Annotated in this window: 18 protein-coding genes and 2 pseudogenes; 11 read left to right on the forward strand and 9 right to left on the reverse strand. The window is 74.0% G+C overall.

Annotated elements, in window-relative coordinates; translation table 11 throughout:
• Positions 1-294 (reverse strand): hypothetical protein (locus BG482_RS45875; protein ID WP_306287016.1); only part of this gene is annotated, 294 nt, incomplete at its 3' end.
• A 10-nt stretch (positions 295-304) separates the two neighbouring features.
• Here BG482_RS45875 and BG482_RS45880 point away from each other — a divergent pair.
• On the forward strand, positions 305-478 hold the full coding sequence (locus BG482_RS45880) for a hypothetical protein (RefSeq protein WP_306287017.1): 174 nt from the start codon (positions 305-307) through the stop codon (positions 476-478).
• 105 nt (positions 479-583) lie between these two features.
• On the opposite strand, the pseudogene BG482_RS45700 reads toward BG482_RS45880, so the two are convergent.
• Positions 584-937 (reverse strand): annotated as a pseudogene (locus BG482_RS45700) (hypothetical protein); the annotation flags it as partial.
• Positions 938-1,064: 127 nt separating this feature from the next.
• Between BG482_RS45700 and BG482_RS38720 the strand changes: the two are divergent.
• On the forward strand, positions 1,065-1,832 hold the full coding sequence (locus tag BG482_RS38720; protein WP_069773908.1) for an intradiol ring-cleavage dioxygenase: 768 nt from the start codon (positions 1,065-1,067) through the stop codon (positions 1,830-1,832).
• A gap of 73 nt (positions 1,833-1,905) precedes the next feature.
• Here BG482_RS38720 and BG482_RS38725 read toward each other — a convergent pair whose 3' ends face one another.
• The 3 genes from BG482_RS38725 to BG482_RS38735 form a co-directional block, all read right to left on the reverse strand.
• The gene (locus tag BG482_RS38725) at positions 1,906-2,556 is read right to left on the reverse strand and encodes a DUF4360 domain-containing protein (protein WP_069773909.1); all 651 of its coding nucleotides are present in this window, start codon (positions 2,554-2,556) and stop codon (positions 1,906-1,908) included.
• Between the two features lie 209 nt (positions 2,557-2,765).
• Positions 2,766-3,227 carry an Rrf2 family transcriptional regulator gene (locus BG482_RS38730; RefSeq protein ID WP_069773910.1) on the reverse strand — a complete coding sequence of 154 codons (462 nt, stop codon included), beginning with the start codon at positions 3,225-3,227 and terminating at the stop codon, positions 2,766-2,768.
• Positions 3,228-3,277: 50 nt separating this feature from the next.
• The gene (locus tag BG482_RS38735) at positions 3,278-4,792 is read right to left on the reverse strand and encodes an alpha-N-arabinofuranosidase (RefSeq protein WP_069773911.1); all 1,515 of its coding nucleotides are present in this window, start codon (positions 4,790-4,792) and stop codon (positions 3,278-3,280) included.
• A gap of 369 nt (positions 4,793-5,161) precedes the next feature.
• Here BG482_RS38735 and BG482_RS38740 point away from each other — a divergent pair, with 369 nt between their 5' ends.
• Genes BG482_RS38740 through BG482_RS38750 form a run of 3 tightly spaced genes read left to right on the forward strand, consistent with a single transcriptional unit; the run spans position 5,162 to position 8,533 of the window.
• Positions 5,162-5,797, forward strand: a complete 636-nt coding sequence (locus BG482_RS38740; protein ID WP_176741574.1) for a toxin-antitoxin system, toxin component family protein — start codon at positions 5,162-5,164, stop codon at positions 5,795-5,797.
• Positions 5,794-7,083, forward strand: a complete 1,290-nt coding sequence (locus tag BG482_RS38745) for an MAB_1171c family putative transporter (RefSeq protein ID WP_069773912.1) — start codon at positions 5,794-5,796, stop codon at positions 7,081-7,083. The genes BG482_RS38740 and BG482_RS38745 overlap by 4 nt, the downstream gene beginning before the upstream one ends.
• Positions 7,076-8,533 (forward strand): NAD(P)/FAD-dependent oxidoreductase, encoded by a 1,458-nt coding sequence (locus BG482_RS38750; RefSeq protein WP_176741575.1) that lies wholly within the window; start codon positions 7,076-7,078, stop codon positions 8,531-8,533. The genes BG482_RS38745 and BG482_RS38750 overlap by 8 nt, the downstream gene beginning before the upstream one ends.
• A gap of 48 nt (positions 8,534-8,581) precedes the next feature.
• On the opposite strand, the gene BG482_RS38755 is transcribed toward BG482_RS38750, so the two are convergent.
• Positions 8,582-9,433 (reverse strand): SMP-30/gluconolactonase/LRE family protein, encoded by an 852-nt coding sequence (locus BG482_RS38755; protein ID WP_069773914.1) that lies wholly within the window; start codon positions 9,431-9,433, stop codon positions 8,582-8,584.
• Positions 9,430-10,203: an IclR family transcriptional regulator gene (locus tag BG482_RS38760; protein WP_069773915.1), complete on the reverse strand. Its 774-nt coding sequence runs from the start codon at positions 10,201-10,203 to the stop codon at positions 9,430-9,432. The genes BG482_RS38755 and BG482_RS38760 overlap by 4 nt, the downstream gene beginning before the upstream one ends.
• A 161-nt stretch (positions 10,204-10,364) precedes the next feature.
• On the opposite strand from BG482_RS38760, the gene BG482_RS38765 reads away from it, so the two are divergent.
• On the forward strand, positions 10,365-10,955 hold the full coding sequence (locus tag BG482_RS38765) for a hypothetical protein (RefSeq protein WP_069773916.1): 591 nt from the start codon (positions 10,365-10,367) through the stop codon (positions 10,953-10,955).
• 118 nt (positions 10,956-11,073) lie between these two features.
• On the opposite strand, the gene BG482_RS38770 is transcribed toward BG482_RS38765, so the two are convergent.
• Complete coding sequence (locus BG482_RS38770) at positions 11,074-11,946, reverse strand: RimK family alpha-L-glutamate ligase (protein ID WP_069773917.1); 873 nt, start codon at positions 11,944-11,946, stop codon at positions 11,074-11,076.
• 177 nt (positions 11,947-12,123) lie between these two features.
• On the opposite strand from BG482_RS38770, the gene BG482_RS38775 reads away from it, so the two are divergent.
• The 5 genes from BG482_RS38775 to BG482_RS38795 all read left to right on the forward strand — a co-directional run bounded on the left by BG482_RS38775 (position 12,124) and on the right by BG482_RS38795 (position 18,191).
• Entirely contained in the window at positions 12,124-13,569 is a 1,446-nt protein-coding gene (locus tag BG482_RS38775; RefSeq protein ID WP_069773918.1) for an acyl-CoA synthetase, read from the forward strand.
• Positions 13,566-15,008: a carboxyl transferase domain-containing protein gene (locus BG482_RS38780; protein ID WP_069773919.1), complete on the forward strand. Its 1,443-nt coding sequence runs from the start codon at positions 13,566-13,568 to the stop codon at positions 15,006-15,008. The genes BG482_RS38775 and BG482_RS38780 overlap by 4 nt, the downstream gene beginning before the upstream one ends.
• Positions 15,009-15,090: 82 nt before the next feature.
• Positions 15,091-15,414 (forward strand): CU044_2847 family protein, encoded by a 324-nt coding sequence (locus BG482_RS38785; protein WP_069773920.1) that lies wholly within the window; start codon positions 15,091-15,093, stop codon positions 15,412-15,414.
• Positions 15,411-17,126 carry a trypsin-like peptidase domain-containing protein gene (locus tag BG482_RS38790; protein ID WP_069773921.1) on the forward strand — a complete coding sequence of 572 codons (1,716 nt, stop codon included), beginning with the start codon at positions 15,411-15,413 and terminating at the stop codon, positions 17,124-17,126. The genes BG482_RS38785 and BG482_RS38790 overlap by 4 nt, the downstream gene beginning before the upstream one ends.
• A 36-nt stretch (positions 17,127-17,162) precedes the next feature.
• Positions 17,163-18,191, forward strand: coding sequence for a MoxR family ATPase (locus BG482_RS38795; RefSeq protein WP_069773922.1), 1,029 nt, complete (start codon positions 17,163-17,165; stop codon positions 18,189-18,191).
• A gap of 317 nt (positions 18,192-18,508) precedes the next feature.
• Here BG482_RS38795 and BG482_RS44620 read toward each other — a convergent pair.
• Positions 18,509-18,756 (reverse strand): annotated as a pseudogene (locus BG482_RS44620) (arylamine N-acetyltransferase); the annotation flags it as partial.

An 18,756-nucleotide genomic window follows, 5' to 3' on the forward strand; every position in this document is an offset into this window, starting at 1 on the left:
CGCCGCCCGCTCCCCTCCCGCTTCCCACCCCCACCCCGCTCCCCCGCCGCCCGCTCCCCTCCCGCTTCCCACCCCCACCCCGCTCCCCACGCCCTCCCCCGCCCCGGCCCCGCCGATGGCGCCGGCGGCGGCGATGGCCCCGGCGGCGATGGCCCCGGCAGCCATGTCCCCCGCCGCCATGTCCCCGGCGGCCATGTCCCCGGCGGCCATGTCCCCGGCCATGGCGTCCCCGATGGCCCCGGCCATGGCTCCCCCCATGTCCCCGGCCATGGCTCCCCCGATGTCGCCCGCCATGGCTCCCCCCATGGCCCCTGCGATGGCGCCGCCGATGGGCCCGACCCCGCCCGGCGTCCCGGCCCGCGGCGGCCTCACCGCCGCCCAGGTCCGGGGCACCAACGGCCTCTCCCCGGCGCCGGCCACCGGCTGGCCCAACGCCCAGAGCTGGCCGAACGCGGCCGGGATGGGCCAGGCGGGCTAGCCGCTCACCGGGCTTCCCCGCGGCCGGGGCGGGACGAGCCCTGGCCGGCTCGCCGGTGAGGTCCCGTGGTCCGACGCCGCCGGGGGGCGGCGTGGCCCGCGGGGGTCAATGGGCGACGGGCCGTCCGCTGCTCCGGTTCAGGAGGTTGACGCCCGGCCTGGGTGTGCCGTCGTCGTTGCCGTCGTAGTAGTGGCAGGCGATCAGGTCGGCGTCGGTGCGCTTCACGACGTGGGGCGCCTCGATGGCCCTGGTCCCGGCGGGGCGGGCGGCGATCGTGCGCCGGGCGGTGTCGGGGGAGAGCTGCTTGCCGGCCGAGGGGCAGCGGTCGGCGCAGGAGCCGGGCAGGCCCGAAGGCGAAGTGGCCAGGTGGAGCGCCGAGTTGTCGGGCCCGAAGGTGGAGACCGCGTAGTACAGCAGGTGCTTGCCGCCCCGGTACGAGATGTCGGGCGCCCAGGCCTCGGTCGTGCCGCACGACGATCATCCGTGCGGCCGGGCGTCTTCCCCTGTCCGGCAAGGGCCTTGACGGGCCGGGACTTTGCCTGGCTGACAGTGTGCCGACAGGAACCGCCCCTAGGGTGCCGTGTCCATGACAGACACTCCAGATGCGCGCACCCCCATAGCGCGCCGAACCGTACTCCTCGCCACCGGCGCGACCGCGGCCGCCCTGGCCGTAGGCGCCGCCGCCCCGCCCGAGGTCCCCGACGACACCGTGACCGACACCGCTCCCGTCGCCGCCACGGCCGTCTGCACCCTCACCAAGGAGATGACCGAAGGCCCCTATCACCTCGACGGACAGTACGTCCGCGCCGACGTCACCGAGGGCAAGGCGGGCGTCCCGCTGAAGCTGGCCCTCACGGTCGTCGACGACGCCAGCTGCGTCCCGATCGGCAACGCGCTGGTCGAGATCTGGCATGCCGACGCCCTCGGCGAGTACTCCGGCTTCGTCGGCGCCAACGGCCACAGCGAGACGGACGACGGCACCTTCCTGCGCGGCGCGGTCCTCACCGACTCCGGCGGCGTCGCGTCGATCACCACGATCTACCCGGGCTGGTACCGGGGCCGCTGCATCCACGTCCACGTCAAGGTGCACACCGGCGTCACCGTCACCTCCGACGGCCGCTTCACCGGCGGCCGGGAACTCCACACCGGCCAGCTCTTCTTCGACGAGAGGGTCACCGCCGCCGTCGCGAAGGTCTCCCCCTACTCGGCCAACAGGGTCGCCCGCACCACCCTCGCCCAGGATTCGATCTACGACGACGGAGGCGCCGCGTCCGGCCTCCTGACCCTGACCGCCCTGGGCGGTTCGACGTCGTCCGGATACACGGGCACGCTGACGCTCGGCGTGGAGCGCTGATCTGCCGCACGTGATCGCGCCCGGCTCCTCCGGTGCGCCGGAGGAGCCGGGCGGCCTCAGGGCCGGGACCGGTTCACTTGCCCGGGCATTCCTTCCAGGCCATGTGGTAGACGGTGCTGATGTCGCCGTCCGTCGAGTCCATCGTCATGAAGCTGACCTTGGACGCGGAGGACGAGCCCGCGTTGACCCGCAGCTCGGTGTTGATGTTGAAGTTGCGCTGGACTCCGCAGGGCGCGTAGACCAGGTTGGCCCAGTCGGTGGTGTCCGTGGCCTGCCAGTTGTCGTTGAGCGCGCCGTTGAAGGTGTGGTTCTTGAACACCGTCTGCGACGAGCCCTGGAAGTAGTACGAGGCCCGCTGCACACCGTTGGCCCCGGACTGCAGCGAGGCGAAGCCCCGGTAGTCCGCGCTGGCGATGGCGTAGGTGAAGCCCGAGGGGACGTGGACGATCAGGCTCAGCTGGCAGTTCTTGCGGAACGCGGTCGGGTCGGAGTTGCCGCCGACCTGTGCGAGGTACTCGCTGTAGGTCACGGTGAAGGCGGTGTTGTCCTCGGAGACGGCGACAGCCGCCGAGCCCGGGCGGCAGCCCGAGCCGTTCACCGTGGCCACATTGATGACGATCTTGTCCGGGGGCGGGTCGACGAACCCCGGGGACGGGTTGTGCGCGGGTATGGCGGCGGTGACGAGAGCGGCGACAGCGCCGCCCAGGAGCAGCCCACTAGCCATGGTCTCTCCCCTTCGTTCGGATCGGTGGGGGGTGGATGCGGCCGGCTCCGCACAGCAACCATGTGAAGGATCAATGAAGTTGCTGTGAAGAACCGGGGCGATCGCATCGTAGGGAGACCGCTGGGGCACGCCCAGGTGGAACTCCGGCCATTCACCCCGGCCCGTTCACACCCCGTGGACCGCGCCCGCCGGATCCCCTCGCCCACCGGTCACGGGTTCTCCCAGGCGGCGGGCTCCTCCGACAGCTCCTTCACCGGGGCCGGCAGCGCGTCCGCCGCGATGTCCGCGATGGTGACGCCCTCCAGGATCCGGCGCACATTGGCCCGCAGCGCGATCCACACCGGCAGCAGGGGCTGCGCCGACCCCGTGTACGTCAGCCCCGTCGGGCGTTCGCCGCGCACCGACACGATCGGACCGTCCACCGTCCTGATCACGTCCGCGACCGTGATCGCCGCGGGGTCCCGGGCCAGCCGGTAACCGCCCCCGCCGCCGCGCCTGCTGTCGACGATCCCGCCGCGCCGCAGATCGCCGAGGATCCCCTCCAGGAACTTGTGCGGGATGTCCTGCACGGCGGCGATCGACTCCGCCTTGACGGGGTCGCCGCCGCCCTGCCGCACGGCCAGTTCCAGCACCGCCCGCACCGCGTAGTCCGCCCTCGCCGAGATCCTCATGGACCCATTGTGGGGTCAGCGGCCGGGCGGCCCCGCCGCACGAGCACCGGCTAGGCCAGCCTGATCACGTTCCAGGACAGCGGCTCCAGCGTCGCCGTCAGCGTGCCGTCCGTCAGCGTCGTGCCCTCGGCCGGGTGCGGGGCGACCCGCTCGGGGTCGGCGAGGGTGTTGCGGGCGTCCGGGTCGGCGTCCGCGAGCACGCTGTGCTCCACGACCGACGTCAGGCCGAGGCTGCCCAGGCGGACCTGGAGGGGAAGCGCCTCGGTACGGCCGCGGTTGACGGCGAAGACGGTGACCGACCCGTCCTCGGCGCGGACCGCCGTCGCGTGCAGGAGGTCCGCCTCGCCGTACTTGCGCGTCCGGTACGTCGGCGAGTCCACCCGGACGTCGAGGACCTGGCCGCGGCCGTACCGGGCGGCCTGGGCGAACGGGAAGAACGTCGTCTGCCGCCAGGCCGGGCCGCCGGGCTCGGTCATGATCGGCGCGATGACGTTGACGAGCTGGGCGAGACAGGCGACGGCGACCCGGTCGGCGTGCCGCAGCAGCGCGATCAGCAGGGAGCCGAAGACGACGGCGTCGGTGACGCTGTAGCAGTCCTCCAGCAGACGCGGGGCCTGCGGCCAGTCGGCCTGGTCGATGCCCTTGGCGTGCTCCTCCCACTCGGGCAGGTACCAGACGTTCCACTCGTCGAAGGAGAGGCTGATCCGCTTCTTCGACTTCAGCCGCGCGCCCACGTGGTCGGCGGTGGCCACCACGTTCTCGATGAACGCCTCCATGTCGACGGCGGACGCGAGGAAGGAGTCGACGTCACCGTCCTCGGGCCAGTAGTAGGCGTGCAGCGAGATGTGGTCGACGAGGTCGTACGTCTCCTGCAGGACCGTCGCCTCCCACTCGGCGAACGTCGGCATGGACTGGCTGGAGGAACCGCAGACGACGAGCTCCACGCCGGGGTCGAGCTGGCGCATGGCCCGGGCGGTCTCGGCGGCGAGACGGCCGTACTCCTCGGCCGTCTTGTGGCCGGTCTGCCAGGGGCCGTCCATCTCGTTGCCCAGGCACCACAGCCTGATGCCGAAGGGGTCCTTGTCGCCGTGGCCGACACGGAGGTCGGAGAGGGCGGTGCCCTCCAGGTGGTTGGCGTACTCCTGGAGTGCGAGCGCCTCGGCGACTCCGCGCGTGCCGAGGTTGACGGCCATCATCGGCTCGGCGTGCGGCCCGATCTTCCTGAGGAAGCCGATGAACTCGGAGAGGCCGAAGCGGTTCGTCTCCGTCGAGTGCCAGGCCAGGTCGAGGCGGTGGGGCCGGTCCGCCACGGGACCGACCGAGTCCTCCCACCGGTAGCCGGAGACGAAGTTGCCGCCCGGATAGCGGACGGCCGTGACGCCGAGTTCCCGCACGAGGTCCAGGACGTCCGTGCGGACGCCCTCGGCGTCGGCAGCGGGATGGCCGGGCTCGAAGACGCCCGTGTAGACGCAACGGCCGAGGTGTTCGACGAAGGAGCCGAAGAGACGGGGGTTCACCTCGCCTGTGGTGAAGGCGGGGTCGAGAGTGAAACGGGCGGTGCTCATCGTGGCCTTTCGGGTCTCGGTTTGCGCTGCGGGTTCCTCTGCGGGCCCGGTGCGTGGACTCCGGCGCCCGGCCACACCGGCCCGCGCGCCGGTTTTCGTGCTCCTGCCGTTCTCCGCGCTCCTGGCGGTCCAGTGGGCCTGCCGTTCTCCGCGCTCCGGCCGGTCCCGTGAGCAAGGTTCGGTATATCGAATCATGCTCGTCACTTCGAACGGGACCGTAAAATCAACGCGCCTGCCCGTCAATGGTTTTGACGCGATCCCTGACAGCGCTTTCTGTCGCGGTCCCCGTCCCCGCTTCTCGTGACGTGAGCACAACCGGCCGCGTAGGCTCGAACAGGCTGCCGCCGGGCGGTGGAGAAGGGGGAGCGGATGGACATCGCGGGCGCGCGCGGGAAGGCGGCCCGGATCGCCTCGGCACTGTGGCGCACGCGGACCGGACCAACCATGCGCGAGCTGACCGGCGATCTCTCCGCCGCGCTGCGGGCGCGACCGAGTCGCCCGTCCGGGGTGCGGGACGTGTGCCGGGCGCTCTGCGAGGAGATGTCCGCACGGCGTGGCGGCCGGCCCGTCGAGGTGCGGTTCGAGCGGTTCCCCGACGAGATCGAAGTCACCGGCCTGTGGGTGGAGTTCCAGGAGTTCGACCTGGTGATCGTGGAGGAACGCGCCGAGGCCGTACAACAGTTGGTCATCCTCGGTCATGAGCTGTGGCATCTGCACGCCGGGCACCGCCATCACCATCACGGCGTCGGCACGGTGGCGGCGGGCGTGCTGGCCGACCGGCCCGGCTGGGACTCCGTCGCGCTGGCCGTCGCCGCCCGCAACGGCTCCCGCGAGGACGACGAGGCCGAGGCCGACGACTTCGGCCACCGCCTCGCGGCCCGGTTCCGGCGCTATCTGTCCGACTCCGGGCCGCCCGGTCCGGCGGCGGCCCCCGGACCGGGCGCGGAGACCGCCGCGGTCCAGCGCACGCTGGGCTACCGGGGACGCCGGGGTACCGCGCGGTGAACCACGGGCTGTACATCTCGTTCTGGCTGCCCACCGCGGTCCTCGGCGCGGCCCTCGCCATCAAGCTCCCCAGCATCCTCAAGCTCTGGCGGGACCCGCTGCTGCGCGCCGTCGGCGGTCTGCTGGTGTTCGCCTGCGCGGTGTTCGTGTTCGCGGCCCCGAAGACCATCGCCTGGACCAACCGGGTCACCGGCGTGCCGAACATCGCCGCGCCCTGGGTGTACTCCCTGCTCACCGCACTGTCCGCGTCCTGGCTGCTGCTGATCATCGCCTGGCGCAACGGCCGTACGGAGCGCTCGGCCCAGACCCGGCGCGCGACACGGTGGGTGGTCTCCGTCTACGCGGGCGTGGTGGTCGCCCTGTGGGTGCTCTTCGCGCTGGCCGACGTGCCCGTGGAGCGGATCCGGGACCTCGACACGTACTACGCCAACACGCCCTACATGCGCGAGGAGATCCTGCTCTACCTGCTCGCGCACACGGTGGCCTGCTCGGTCACCGCCCGGCTGGTGTGGAACTGGAGCCGCACCGAGGGCCTCGACGCCTGGCTGCGCTGGGGGCTGCGCTTCCTGGGGGCCGGCTATGTGACCAACCTGCTGTTCAGCGCGGCCAAACTGACGGCCGTCGCGGCCCGTTGGACCGGGCACGACCTGGACTGGCTGAACACGAGCATCGCGCCGTCGGCGGCCTGCATCGCCGCCACGCTCGTCGCGATCGGCTTCATCGTGCCGCACGCCGGCCAGTATCTGCAGGAGCGCTGGCGGGTCCGCCGCCGGCACCGGAGCCTGAAGCCGCTGTCCCGGCTGATGCGGACCGTCACCGGCGGACGCGAGCCGTTCGACCTGCGCGCCACCCCCGAACTGCGGCTGATCCGCCGCGAGACGTTCATCCGCGACGCGCTCCTGCAACTGGCCCGCCATCTGGACGACGGCCTGCGCGCCCGGTCCTACGACGCCGCTGTCGCCCTCGGCTTCGAACGCGGCCGGGCGCAGGCCCTGGCGGCGGGCGTCGCGCTGCTGGACGCCGTGGAGGCGAGGGAGCGTTCGCGGCGCGGCCCGGGAGCGCCGGAAGCCCCGACGCCCCCGCGGGCCGACGCCCGGACCGCCTCCCCCGCTACGACGGCCTCCCCCGCCGCCGCCTCCTCCGGCCCTTCCTCCTCCGGCCCGGACACCACCTACCTCCTGCGGGAGATCCAGGCCGTGTCCCGCGTCCTTCGCCACCCCGTCGACCTCCAGGCGGTCCGCACCCACGCGGCCGCCCCGGCAGAGAGCATGTCCACGCATGAGTGAGCCCTCCAACCCCGCCAGAACCGCCGTAGTACTGGGGGGATCCCATGCGGGCATGCTCGCCGCACGCGCCCTGAGCGGTTTCGCCGACCGGGTCGTCGTGATCGAGCGGGACGTGCTGCCCGACGGGCCCGCGCCCCGCAGGGGTCTGCCCCAGGCGCGCCACGCCCACATGCTGTGGTCGGGCGGAGTGCGGGCGGTGGAGGAACTGCTGCCGGGCGTCACCGAGGCCCTGCGGGACGCCGGCGCGCGCAGGTCGCCGGTCACCACGGACATGGTCGTCATGGGCCCGCGGGGCTGGTTCCGCCGCTGGCCCGAGTCCCACCACGTGATCCTGGCCGGACGCGATCTGCTCGACGCGACGATCCGCGCCCGGGTCCTCGCCGACGAGCGGATCGAACTGCTCTCCGGGGCCGAGGCGACGGGGCTGGTCGGGGACGCCGGGGCCGTCACGGGAGTACGGGTACGGACGCGGGGCGGGACGGGCGGAGGGGACGGCTCGGGATCCGGTTCGGGAGCCGGTTCGGAGCGGATCGTCCCGGCCGCCTTGGTGGTCGACGCGACCGGGCGGGGTTCGCGGGCGGCCCGGTGGCTCCAGGCCCTCGGCCTGCCCGCGGTGGAGCGGCGCGAGGTGGACTCGGGGCTGGCCTACGCGAGCCGGCTCTATCTGGCGCCCGAGCAGGCCCGTTCCGGGTATCCGATCGTCAACGTGCAGCCCGACGTCCGGGACGGCCGTCCGGGCCGGGCGGGGTTTCTGCTGCCCATCGAGGACGGCCGCTGGATCGTGACCCTCAACGGCACGCGGGGCGGCGAACCGACCGCCGAGAACGACGACTTCGTCCGCTTCGCCCGCGAGGAGCTGCGCCACCCGGTCATCGGCGAGCTGCTCGAACGGGCCGAGCCGCTGTCCGACGTGTCGTACACCCGGGCCACCGTCAACCGGCGCAGCTACTACGAGCGGATGGCGGCCTGGCCGGAGAACTTCGCCGTCCTCGGCGACGCGCTGGCCGCGTACAACCCGCTCTACGGCCACGGTCTCGCGGTCGCCGCCCAGAGCGCGGTGGCGTTGCGGGAGTCCGTCCGGCGGCACGGCTGGGGCTCGACCGGACTGTCCCGTCGCGTGCAGCGGGCGGTGGCCCGCCCGGCCGGCGCCGCCTGGGACCTCGCCGTCGGCCAGGACGTGTTCTATCCGGGCGCGACGGAGAACGGCCCCACGCTCCGCGACCGGCTGCTGGCCGCGTACGTGGGCCGTCTCATGCTCACGGCCACCGGCAGCGGCCGGATCGCGCGCCGGGTGACCGACGTGACGTCGCTGGAGCGGGGCCCGCAGGTCCTGCTGACCCCGACGGTCCTGCTGGCCGCCACCGCCGGCCCCCTCAAACGGCCCCTGACCGGTCCGCCGCTGACCCCTTCCGAGCTCGAACGGGCGGGCCTGCGAGCGGGCCTGGGGTAGCGGCCGGGGCCGCGTCGACGCGGTGGGCGCGGTGGGCGCGGCCGGTCGTCAGCCGGCGAAGGCCGGCTGGGGCAGGCCCTTGCCGGCGTCCGCGATCACCAGGAGCGAGCCGGCCACCGGGTGCGGGGCCGTCAGGCCGACCCGGGCCGTGGTGACGTACAGGTCCGTCAGGCCGGCGCCGCCGAAGGCGCACGCGGTGACCCTCGGGGTCGGCAGCGCGATCACCCGGTCCAGTTCGCCGGCCGGGGTGTACCGCCGTACCGCTCCCCCGTCCCACAGGGCCACCCACACGCAGCCGTCGGCGTCCACGGTGAGGCCGTCGGGGAATCCGGCGCCGTCCTCGACACGGACGAAGGGGCGGCGGCCGCTCACCCGGCCGTCCGCCGAGCAGTCGAAGACGTCGACCCGGCGCGTCGGCGAGTCGATGTAGTACATCAGCGTGCCGTCGGGGCTCCAGCCCGTGCCGTTGCTCACCGCCACGTCGTCGAGGACCAGCTCGGCCGAGCCGTCGCCGGCGAGCCGGGACAGCGTGCCTCCCCCGGGGGCCTCGTCGTAGCGCATGGTGCCGGCCCAGAGGGAACCGTCGGGCGCCACCGCCGCGTCGTTGGCGCGACGGCCGGGGACCGGCTCGTGGCGAAGCCAGCGGAAGCTGTCGTCGGGGTCGAGCAGGCCCACCCCGTCGCGGAGGTTGAGGACGAGGCCGCCGCCCGCCCGGGGCTTGGCCGCGCCCACGTGCTGGTCGGTCGCCCGCACCGTGCGGCGGCCGGTGGCGGGGTCGTAGGCGTGCAGGCGGGAGCCGAGTATGTCGATCCAGAGCAGCCGGCCGGTGGCCGGGTCCCAGGTCGGCCCCTCGCCGAGGGTCGCCTCGGCCCGGACGGCCACCTCGTACGACGTCCTCATGCCACGCTCCGGTATCCCAGCAGTTCGGACAGTTCGGCCGCGCCCTTCGCGGCGAGCTGCTCCAGCTCCACGCGGCGGTCGTCGCTCCAGCGGATCATGGGGACCGAGATGGACAGCGCGGCGACCACCTGGCCCGTGCGGTCGCGCACCGGCGCCGCCACACAGCTGACGTCCGGGTTGGACTCGCGGCTCTCGACCGCGACGCCCCGCTCCCGGATCTCGGCCAGGGCCTCGCGCAGCGCACCGGGCTCGGTGATGCTGTTCGGGGTCATCCGCACGAGGTCGGCGTCGTCGGGGACGCGTGCGCTGAGCTCCGGCTCGGGCAGCGAGGCCAGCAGCATCTTGCCGACGGAGGTGCAGTGGGCCGGGAGGCGCCGGCCCGCGGCCGAGACCATCCGGACCGCGTGCGTGGAGTCGACCTTGGCGATGTAGATGACGTCCGTGCCCTCCAGGATCGCCACGTGGACCGTCTCGTCACACGTTTCGGCGACGGTGCGGGCGACCTGCTGACCCTCGGCGGCGAGGTCGAGCTGCTCGGCATAGCGGCTGCCGAGCTGGTACGGACGCACTCCGAGGCGGTACCGTCCGGGTTGTCCGGGGACGGGCACGATGTACGACCGCGCGGAGAGCGTGGTCACCAGTTCGTGCACGGTGGTGCGCGGAAGCTGGAGCTTGCGCACGATGTCGGGGGCGGAGAGCGAACCGTCCCCGTCGAGGAAGAGCTCGAGGATGTCGAGAGCTCGGGTCACGGCAGGTACGAGGCGTCCCACGACCGGCCCCCTCCCTTAATCGATGGTCGGTGCCTGTGTTCGAGATATCAACAGGCGATCGGCATGACGAACACAGGCTGTCATACGCCGTTGCGCCGGGCAATGGCCGGGAAACGCACGGTGGCCCCGGACGGTACCCGTCGTGGGCCAGGATGGGACGCATGCCGACCCAGAAACGCCTCGCCGGCTCGTTCACGGCCCTCGATTTCCAGTTGGTCCTGCTGCGCCGCATGGCCGACCACAACCCGGATCTGGTGGAGGACGCCCGCCATGACCTGGGCGTCTCCCTGACGCAGATGAGAGAGGCCAACAAACGTTGGCAGGCAATGGTCCACTCCCCGCACACCAGGGGGACGCTCGCCCGCTACCGCTCGGTCCTCGGCGAACCCGAGTCGAGAATCGCCCGCCGGGTCGGCGATCTCGACTGCGAGGCCTGGCTGTGGCCGGTCTCCCTCTGGCCCGACCTGCGTTTCGAGGTGCTGCTCGCCCCGACCGGCGCCGTCTGGAACGAGTGGCTGGTGCGCGCCCCGGGAGCCCGGCCGCCGTTCCTGGAGAGCCTCGACGACCTGACTCCCTGGTCCTGCACCATCGACGAGGCCGCCCTCGCCTTCGCCCCGGCCCGTCCCCTGGAGGGCACCGCCCCCAACCGCTGGGGGCTGGCCTTCACGGCGCCGGACCGACGGGGCGTGCGCCGGGAGGTCGTCGCCGAGTTCACCTGGGGCCTGCTCCAGCGGACGGCGACCAGGGAGTAGCCGACGGACGACGCCCGGGTCGCGGGCCCGGGCAGCGGCCACGGTCAGCGGTCAGCGGTCAGCGGTCAGCGGTCAGCGGTCAGCGGTCTGACGAAGACGGTCTGACGACGGCGGACGGTCAGCGGGCGGCGGCCGCCAGGATCGCCGTCACGACCTTCGGCGTCGACTCCGGGTGCAGGAACAGGAAGAGGTTCGGCTCGACCAGTTCCAACTCCATCACCTGCGGCCGCCCGTCGTCGCCGTCCACGAGGTCGACCCGGGCGTAGAGCAGCTCGGGCGCGCCGGGCAGGGCGGCCAGAGCGCTCTCGGCGACGGCCAGTTCGGCCGGGCTCGGCGTCCAGGGCTCCAGCCCCGGGTGGGCGACCTTCTCCGCGTCGAAAGCGGTGCCCGGGGCCAGCACGGCCCGCTTGCGGCTGGCGTGCAGGAGGCGGCCTCCGAAGAACTGCAGGGCCCGCTCACCGCCGGTGTCGATGGCGCGCACATACGGCTGCACCATCGCCGTCAGTCCCTCGGCGTGCAGCCGCGCGAGATGGCGTACGGCCGTCTCGTGGGCGTCGGGGGTGTAGCGGGCGGCATAGCGGGCGCCGGCGCCCGAGGCGGGCTTGATCACGTATTCGCCCCCGGCCGGCAGCTCGGCCGGCTCGCCGGGCGCGAAGTACCGCGTCGGCACGGTCGGCACCCCGGCCGCCGCCAGCTCCCCCAGGTACCGCTTGTCGGCGTTCCACCGCACCACCGCGGCCGGATTGGCCAGCCGGGTCACGGCGGCGACCTTCTGCGCCCAGGCCGTGAACTCGTCCGCACGCCAGCTGTAGTCCCAGGTGGAGCGGATGACGACGAGGTCGTACGAGGCCCAGTCCACGTCGGCGTCGTCCCAGAAGACCCCGTCCGCCTCGGCACCGGCCGCCCGCAACGCCTCCACCAGCACCGGAAGATCGACGTCCTTGCTCGCCTGCGACCGGGGGTCATAGGTGACAAGCGCGACTCGCGCCACGACGGGCTCCCTCTTCGTACGACTGTCCGATCCCCGGAAGGCTAACAAGGCGGGTCGCGCAGTGAGCGGGATCAACCCCCCGCTCGGCCGGATCGCACGTGCCGCGGGGTAGGAAGGTGCTGTCGTTCTCGTTCGCCGTTCCCCGTTCACCGTTCACCGTTCGCAAGGAGTAGCCGCGTGACCCCTCTCTTCCCGGCCCTGTCGGACGATCCGTCCTCGCGTCCCGCCCTGCGGTTCGGTGAGCGCTCGCTGTCCTACGCGGAACTCGCGGCGTCGGCCGGCGTCGTCGCCGGGCGGGTGCGGGGGGCGGGGAGGGTCGCCGTGTGGGCGACCCCCTCGCTGGAGACCGCCGTCGGGGTGGTGGGCGTGCTGCTCGCGGGGGCCGCCGCGGTGCCGCTGAATCCGAAGTCGGGCGAGAAGGAGCTCGGGCACATCCTGTCCGACAGCGCGCCCGCCCTGGTGCTGGCGGCGCCGGGCGCGGAACTGCCCGCCCCGGTGCGGGGACTGCGGCGGATCGACGTCGCCGTGTGCGGGAAGGCGGAACCGCCGGCCGGTGAGGCCGTCGGCGAGGAGGAGCCCGCCCTCGTCGTCTACACCTCCGGCACCACCGGGCCGCCCAAGGGCGCGGTCATCCCGCGCCGGGCGATCGCCGCCACCCTGGACGCGCTCGCCGACGCCTGGCAGTGGACCGAGCAGGACGTGCTCGTGCACGGGCTGCCGCTGTTCCACGTCCACGGCCTGGTCCTGGGCGTCCTCGGGCCGCTGCGCCGGGGCGGGTCCGTGCGGCATCTGGGGCGGTTCGACACGCAGGGTGTGACGCGGGAGCTGAGCAGCGGCGCGACCATGCTGTTCGGGGTGCCGACGATGTACCACCGCATCGCCGAGGCGCTGCCCGCGGACCCCGCGCTGGCCAAGGCGCTCGCGGGGGCCCGGCTGCTGGTCTCGGGGTCGGCCGCGCTGCCCGTGCACGACCACGAGCGGATCGCGGCGGCGACCGGACGGCGGGTCGTCGAGCGGTACGGCATGACGGAGACGCTGATGAACACCGCCGTGCGGGCGGACGGCGAGGCCCGGGCCGGGACCGTGGGACTGCCACTGCCGGGGGTGGAGCTGCGGCTGGTGGAGGACGACGGGTCGGTCGTCGACGCCCTCGACGGGGAGAGCGTCGGGGAGATCCAGGTGCGCGGTGCGAACCTGTTCACGGAGTACCTCAACCGGCCGGACGCGACCGCCGCCGCCTTCACCGCCGACGGCTGGTTCCGCACGGGCGACGTGGCCGTGCGCGATCCCGACGGCTACGTCCGCATCGTGGGGCGCAAGGCCACCGACCTGATCAAGAGCGGCGGCTACAAGATCGGGGCCGGGGAGATCGAGAACGCGCTGCTGGAGCATCCGGAGGTGCGCGAGGCCGCCGTCACCGGCGAGCCGGACGCCGACCTCGGTGAACGGATCGTCGCGTGGGTGGTGCCGGCGGACCCCCAGTCGCCGCCGCCGGAAAGCGAGTTGGCCGACCACGTGGCACGGCGGCTCGCGCCGCACAAGCGGCCCCGCGTGGTGCGCTACCTCGACGCGCTGCCCCGCAACGACATGGGCAAGATCATGAAGCGGGCGCTGCCGGCATGACGACGGAACGTGCGAGCGCGCGCGAGGTGATCGCCCTCGTCGCCGACGACTTCGTCCGGCTCCCGCACGAGGAACGGCCGTCCGCCCCGGACGGCCCCCTGGGCTGGCCCGGCTACGACGCCGCCCGCGCCCGTGCGGCCGAGCGCACCGGCGAGTCGGAGTCGGTCGTGTGCGGCACCGCGACCGTCGGAGGCGTCCGTGCCGTCCTGATCGCCTTCGAGTTCGGCTTCCTGGGCGGTTCGCTGGGTGAGCGCACCGGCGACCTGCTGGTCGGGGCGTACACGTACGCCCGTGAACACCGGCTCCCCGTCGTGCCGTTGGTCGCCACCGGCGGCAGCCGCATGCAGGAGGGCATGCTCGCGCTCACGCAGCTCCAGCGGGTGGCACGGCAGTCGGCGCTCACCAGGGAGGCGGGCCTGCCGCAGGTGGCGGTCCTGCGGGATCCCACGACCGGCGGCGGCTGGGCCACGCTGGGCGCCGGCGCCGACGTGGTGCTGGCGCTGCCGGGCGCCCAGGTCGGCTTCGCCGGCTCACGGGTCCGCCCGCCGGACGCCGATCCGGCCGCCTATACGGCGGAGGCGCAGGTCGCCGCGGGCGCGGCGGACGCGGTGGTGCCGGCGGTGGAGCTGCGGGACGTGCTCGGCCTCTGGCTGCGTCTCCTGACCGACGGCGCCCGGGCGACGAACCCCCCACCCGGGGGCCCGACCCCGCCGAACGCCTCCGGCGCGCAGACAGGGCGGCCCGTCACCGGTGCCCCGAGCGGCCCGGGGGCCGGGAGCGTCGTCGTGGCGGCGCCCGTGCCCGGCGCGCTCGGGGAGGCCGGGCTGCCCGCCACCGGCTGGGACGCCGTGCAGCGGGCCCGCTCGGCGAAGCGTCCGCGCGCGGGGGCCTATCTGGACGCCTACTTCACCCGCCGGCTCGCGATCTCCGGTGACCGGTGCGGCGGCGTCGACCCCGCCGGAATGCTGTGCGGCTTCGGCGTCCACCGGGGCCGCACCGTCGCGTACGCCGCGCAGACGGGGGCGGCGACGCGGCCCGCCGGCTACCGCACCGCCGTCCGGCTGATCCGGCTCGCCGAACGGCTCGGCATCCCCGTGCTCACCCTGGTGGACACCCCGGGCGCGGCCAACGACGCCGAGGCGGAACGCCAGGGCGCGGGCGCGGCGATCGCGGAGCTGTTCGGCGTGGTCGCCGCCGCGCGCACGCCGATCACGACGCTGGTGATCGGCGAGGGCGGTTCGGGCGGCGCGCTGGCCTTGGCGGCGCCCGGCCGCACCTGGGCCACGCCGGACAGCTACTTCTCGGTCATCGCCCCGGAGTCCGCGGCCGCGATCCTCAAGCGGCCACCCGCTCAGGCGGAGGCGACCGCCGACCAACTGCGCATCCGTCCGCAGGACTTGGTCGAGCTGGGGGTGATCCGGGCCACGAACGCGCCGTGAACGCGGGACAATCACGAGCACCGTCCGTGACAATGGGTGCGCACAGCGCGCAGGAGAAACGGAAGGGGCGACGGGGGACACCGTGGACGGACTGGTGGAGTTCAAGACCGACGACGGGGCCGTGGTGGCCGTCGAGGCGGTCGCACAGGGGCAGCCCGGTTCCCGGCTGGTGGCCCGCGACGGGACGGTCCGGGCGACCCGCACCTTCGAGGGCGCTCTGGAGGGCGTGCGGGCGGCAGCCGAGTCCGCACTGCGGGTGTTCAGGGACGGGACGTTACGACCCGACGGCGTCGAGATCGAGTTCGGGGTGAAGTTCTCCGCGGAGACGGGCGCGATCATCGCCAAGGGCACGGCGGAGGGGCACCTCGTCGTGAAGCTGACCTGGTCGCCGTCAGGCGGCTCATGAACAGCGCCGCATGGCACGCCCGCATCGGGAAGGGCGGCGAGGTGGCGGGCGCCGGCTTCCTCGTCACCCCGAACACGGTGCTGACCTGCGCCCACGTCGTGCACGGCGCGGCCGCGGACGCCCTGACGGTGACCTTCACCGAGCTGCCCGGCTTCCCCGCGGTGCCGGCCAGGGTGGTCGCCGACGGCGGCTGGGGCGGCGCGACGACCGACCTCGGCGACCTGGCCGTCCTGGAACTGGCCCGCGAGGTGGCGATCGCCCCGGCCGCGCTGGCTCCGGTGGACGCGGCCGACGGCCCTCGTGCGGACCGGCCCCGCAAGCTCGTCGTCTACGGCTTCCCGGTCGGCTTCGACGAGGGAACGCTCGCCGAATACCGCATCACCGCACGGCAGTTGCTCAACGGCGAGTGGATCCAGCTGGAGGCCTGGCAGCTCGGCGGGCAGCCGCTCGCCCCCGGGTTCAGCGGCGCGGCGGTCGCCCTCGCCGACACCGGCGAGGTGGTCGGCATGGTCACGGCGGCAGCCGGCGACCGGGGCGTGCACAACGGGCGGATGATGCCCACCGAGGTCATGGCGCGCTACTGGCCCGCGCTGGAGGGGCTGGTGCCCACTTCCGACCACCGCGGCGCCGACCGCGCCCGGCTGCGCGAGCTGGTGGAGCGCGCCGTCCGCGAAGGGCTGGACGACGACCCCGGTCGGCGCGTGCGGCTCTACGAGGCCGCCAGGGGGCCGCTGGATCCGGACGCCCCCGAGGAGGGCTTCGACTCCCTGCGTTCGGCGGCCCTGTTCGTGCTGTGCGAGGTCGACGGCGACGACGCGGCCGCCACCGTCGCCCGCTTCACCGCGCATGTGGAGTCCCTCTTCGCGGCCCCCGTCGAGGCGGCCGCCGCGCCCGACTGGTCGCCCATCCTCGTCGACCTGCGGCGCAGCGGCGCGGGCGACGGGCGGGTCCTGGTCGAGGTGAGCGCCTACAGCGGCGGACGCAGGCACCCGGTCGGCTCCGGCACCGTCCCGCAGGCCGGGGTACGCGCCTATGTGCAGGACCGGATCGAGGCCGCCTTCCGGTATCTGACGCCCGGCTGCGACGAATTGATCGCGTTCGCGCTGCCCCGTGAGTGGATCGACCTGCCCGTGGACCGCTGGGCGAGCGCCCCCGACGACGACACGCCGCTCGGCTGCGTGTACCCGCTCGTCGTCACCGACCAGGCCCGCCGCAGGGCGGGCATGCGCCACCAGCTCGCCCGGGCGTGGAAGCGGCTCGACTCCGCGTCCGGCGCGTGGGTGCACCGGGTCGAGTGCGGCGGGCCCGAGGAGCCCCGCCGGCTGCGGTTGCGGCTGCGGCGGGACGACGCCTGTCTGGCCGGTTTCGGCGCCGCGCCGGCCGCGTCCCGCACCCGCCCGCACTTCGACACCACGGTCAACGCGCCCGCCCCGGTGGTCGTCTGGTCCCGCGAGGGCTGCGGCGCCGGGCCCGACGAGCTGTGCGCGGGCGGGGAGGGCTGTGCGGGCAAGACGTTCCTGGACGAGCTGGACGCCTGCGTGTCGGATGTGCCGCCCGCCGAACTCCCGCGCCTCGTCCTGGCGTTGCGCGAGGAGGCCGACGCGGAGGACGGCCACTGGGCGCACGACATCCAGCTGCTGTGGGACGACCCGCGTGTCTTCACCGACCCCCACGGCGACGCGCCCGCCCACGCCCACTCCCCCGTGGCCTGAGCCGCCCCATCGAGTCACGCCGAGTTTCGGAGAAGCATGCCCCACTGGTCCGTCTACACCGGGAACAGCGCGCCGCACGACGGCATCGACCGGCTGCCCGAGCCGCCGCCCTGGCGCGCGTTCGACGGCGAGCCCCTCGTGCCGCCGCCCCGGGACGCCGACGACGAGGCGGCCGTGTCGCCCGACCGAGTCCACCGCGCCCGCGCGTACGTCGCCACCGCGGAGAGCGTCCAGCTCGTCAACGCCGCGCTCGTGCTGCGCCGCCCGCTGCTGGTCACCGGGCCGCCCGGCACGGGCAAGTCCTCCCTGGCGTACGCGGTCGCCCGCGAGCTGGGTCTCGGCCCGGTGCTGCGCTGGAACATCACCAGTCGCTCCACCCTGGCCGACGGTCTCTACCAGTACGACCCGCTGTCCCGGCTGTACGCGGCCCGGCAGGCGGCGTGGCGCGAGCGCGAGGACGCCTCCCGCGGCGGGGTCGAGGACCATCTGCGGCTCGGCCCCCTGGGCACCGCGCTGCTCCCCTACGCCCGTCCGCGCGCCCTGCTCGTCGACGAGATCGACAAGAGCGACCTGGACCTGCCGAACGACCTGCTGAACGTCCTGGAGGAGGGGCAGTACGAGATCCCCGAACTGATGCGCGCGGCGCGGCTCTCCCGGGCGGACGCCACCGCCGAGGTGCTGGCCGACGGCTCGGACGTCCCCGTCACCGTGGCCCGCGGGCGGGTCCGTTGCCGCGCGTTCCCGTTCGTCGTCCTGACCAGCAACGGCGAGCGCGAGTTCCCGCCGGCCTTCCTGCGCCGCTGCGTCCGGTTGAAGCTGCGCCGTCCCGACCGCGAGCAGCTCAGCGACATCGTCCGGGCCCATCTGGACACCCCGCCCGGGGAGGCGGAACGCCTCATCGACCGCTTCCTGACCCGCGCCGCCGACGGCGAACTCGCCACCGACCAGCTGCTGAACGCCCTCTACCTCACCGGCGTCACCGGGCTCGACGCGGCCTCCCGCGACGCCCTGGCCGAGCAGCTGATGCCGTACCTGAGCGCCACGGCGGACGGCGATGGCTTCTGAGGCGGCGCCGAAGGGCGACCGGTCCGCCCTCGAACGGCTGACGGAGCTGCTGACGGCAACGTCGGACACCGCGCCCACCCCTCGCGAGCTCGCCGAACTCCTTTGGCTAGCGCGCCAGTTGCCCGGCCCGGAAGTGCCGGAAGTGCCGGACGGGTCGGACGCGCGGACGGCGCCGGCCGGGCGGGCCGGAGTGGAGGCCGGGGCCGGACCGTCGGCGCCGGAGCCGCCCGCCGCGCCCCCGACTCCGGCCGACCGCCCCGGCCCGCCGAACCCCCCGCCCGTCCCGTCCGCCCTGCCGCCTGCCGTGACATCGCCGTCCGCACCGCCGGCACCCGCTCCAACGCGATGCCGAACCGCTCCCGATACGTCTGCAGGACCTCCTCGTCATCGGTCAGTTCGTCCTCCCGGCTCACTCCGTCGGCAGCCGTCGGTGAGCCGTGAGCAGATCAGCGATTTATCCTCCCGCCGTCCTCGGTGAGCCGTGAGCAGATCAGCGATTTCGTGAAATGCGACTCCGGCGAAGTGCTGTGCCACCAGGCTCCCGCCACGAAGTCCCGCAACACCC

Origin of the sequence: Streptomyces sp. LUP30 (genome assembly GCF_001746365.1) — a bacterium.
Classification (GTDB): Bacteria; Actinomycetota; Actinomycetes; order Streptomycetales; family Streptomycetaceae; genus Streptomyces.

Excerpts from the sequence above, each read along its gene's own strand:
- BG482_RS45880 (WP_306287017.1), top strand. The coding sequence starts at position 305 with ATGGCCCCTGCGATGGCGCCGCCGATGGGCCCGACCCCGCCCGGCGTC.
- BG482_RS38720 (WP_069773908.1), top strand. The coding sequence starts at position 1,065 with ATGACAGACACTCCAGATGCGCGCACCCCCATAGCGCGCCGAACCGTA.
- BG482_RS38725 (WP_069773909.1), bottom strand. The coding sequence starts at position 2,556 with ATGGCTAGTGGGCTGCTCCTGGGCGGCGCTGTCGCCGCTCTCGTCACC.
- BG482_RS38730 (WP_069773910.1), bottom strand. The coding sequence starts at position 3,227 with ATGAGGATCTCGGCGAGGGCGGACTACGCGGTGCGGGCGGTGCTGGAA.
- BG482_RS38735 (WP_069773911.1), bottom strand. The coding sequence starts at position 4,792 with ATGAGCACCGCCCGTTTCACTCTCGACCCCGCCTTCACCACAGGCGAG.
- BG482_RS38740 (WP_176741574.1), top strand. The coding sequence starts at position 5,162 with ATGGACATCGCGGGCGCGCGCGGGAAGGCGGCCCGGATCGCCTCGGCA.
- BG482_RS38750 (WP_176741575.1), top strand. The coding sequence starts at position 7,076 with ATGAGTGAGCCCTCCAACCCCGCCAGAACCGCCGTAGTACTGGGGGGA.
- BG482_RS38755 (WP_069773914.1), bottom strand. The coding sequence starts at position 9,433 with ATGAGGACGTCGTACGAGGTGGCCGTCCGGGCCGAGGCGACCCTCGGC.
- BG482_RS38765 (WP_069773916.1), top strand. The coding sequence starts at position 10,365 with ATGCCGACCCAGAAACGCCTCGCCGGCTCGTTCACGGCCCTCGATTTC.
- BG482_RS38780 (WP_069773919.1), top strand. The coding sequence starts at position 13,566 with ATGACGACGGAACGTGCGAGCGCGCGCGAGGTGATCGCCCTCGTCGCC.
- BG482_RS38790 (WP_069773921.1), top strand. The coding sequence starts at position 15,411 with ATGAACAGCGCCGCATGGCACGCCCGCATCGGGAAGGGCGGCGAGGTG.
- BG482_RS38795 (WP_069773922.1), top strand. The coding sequence starts at position 17,163 with ATGCCCCACTGGTCCGTCTACACCGGGAACAGCGCGCCGCACGACGGC.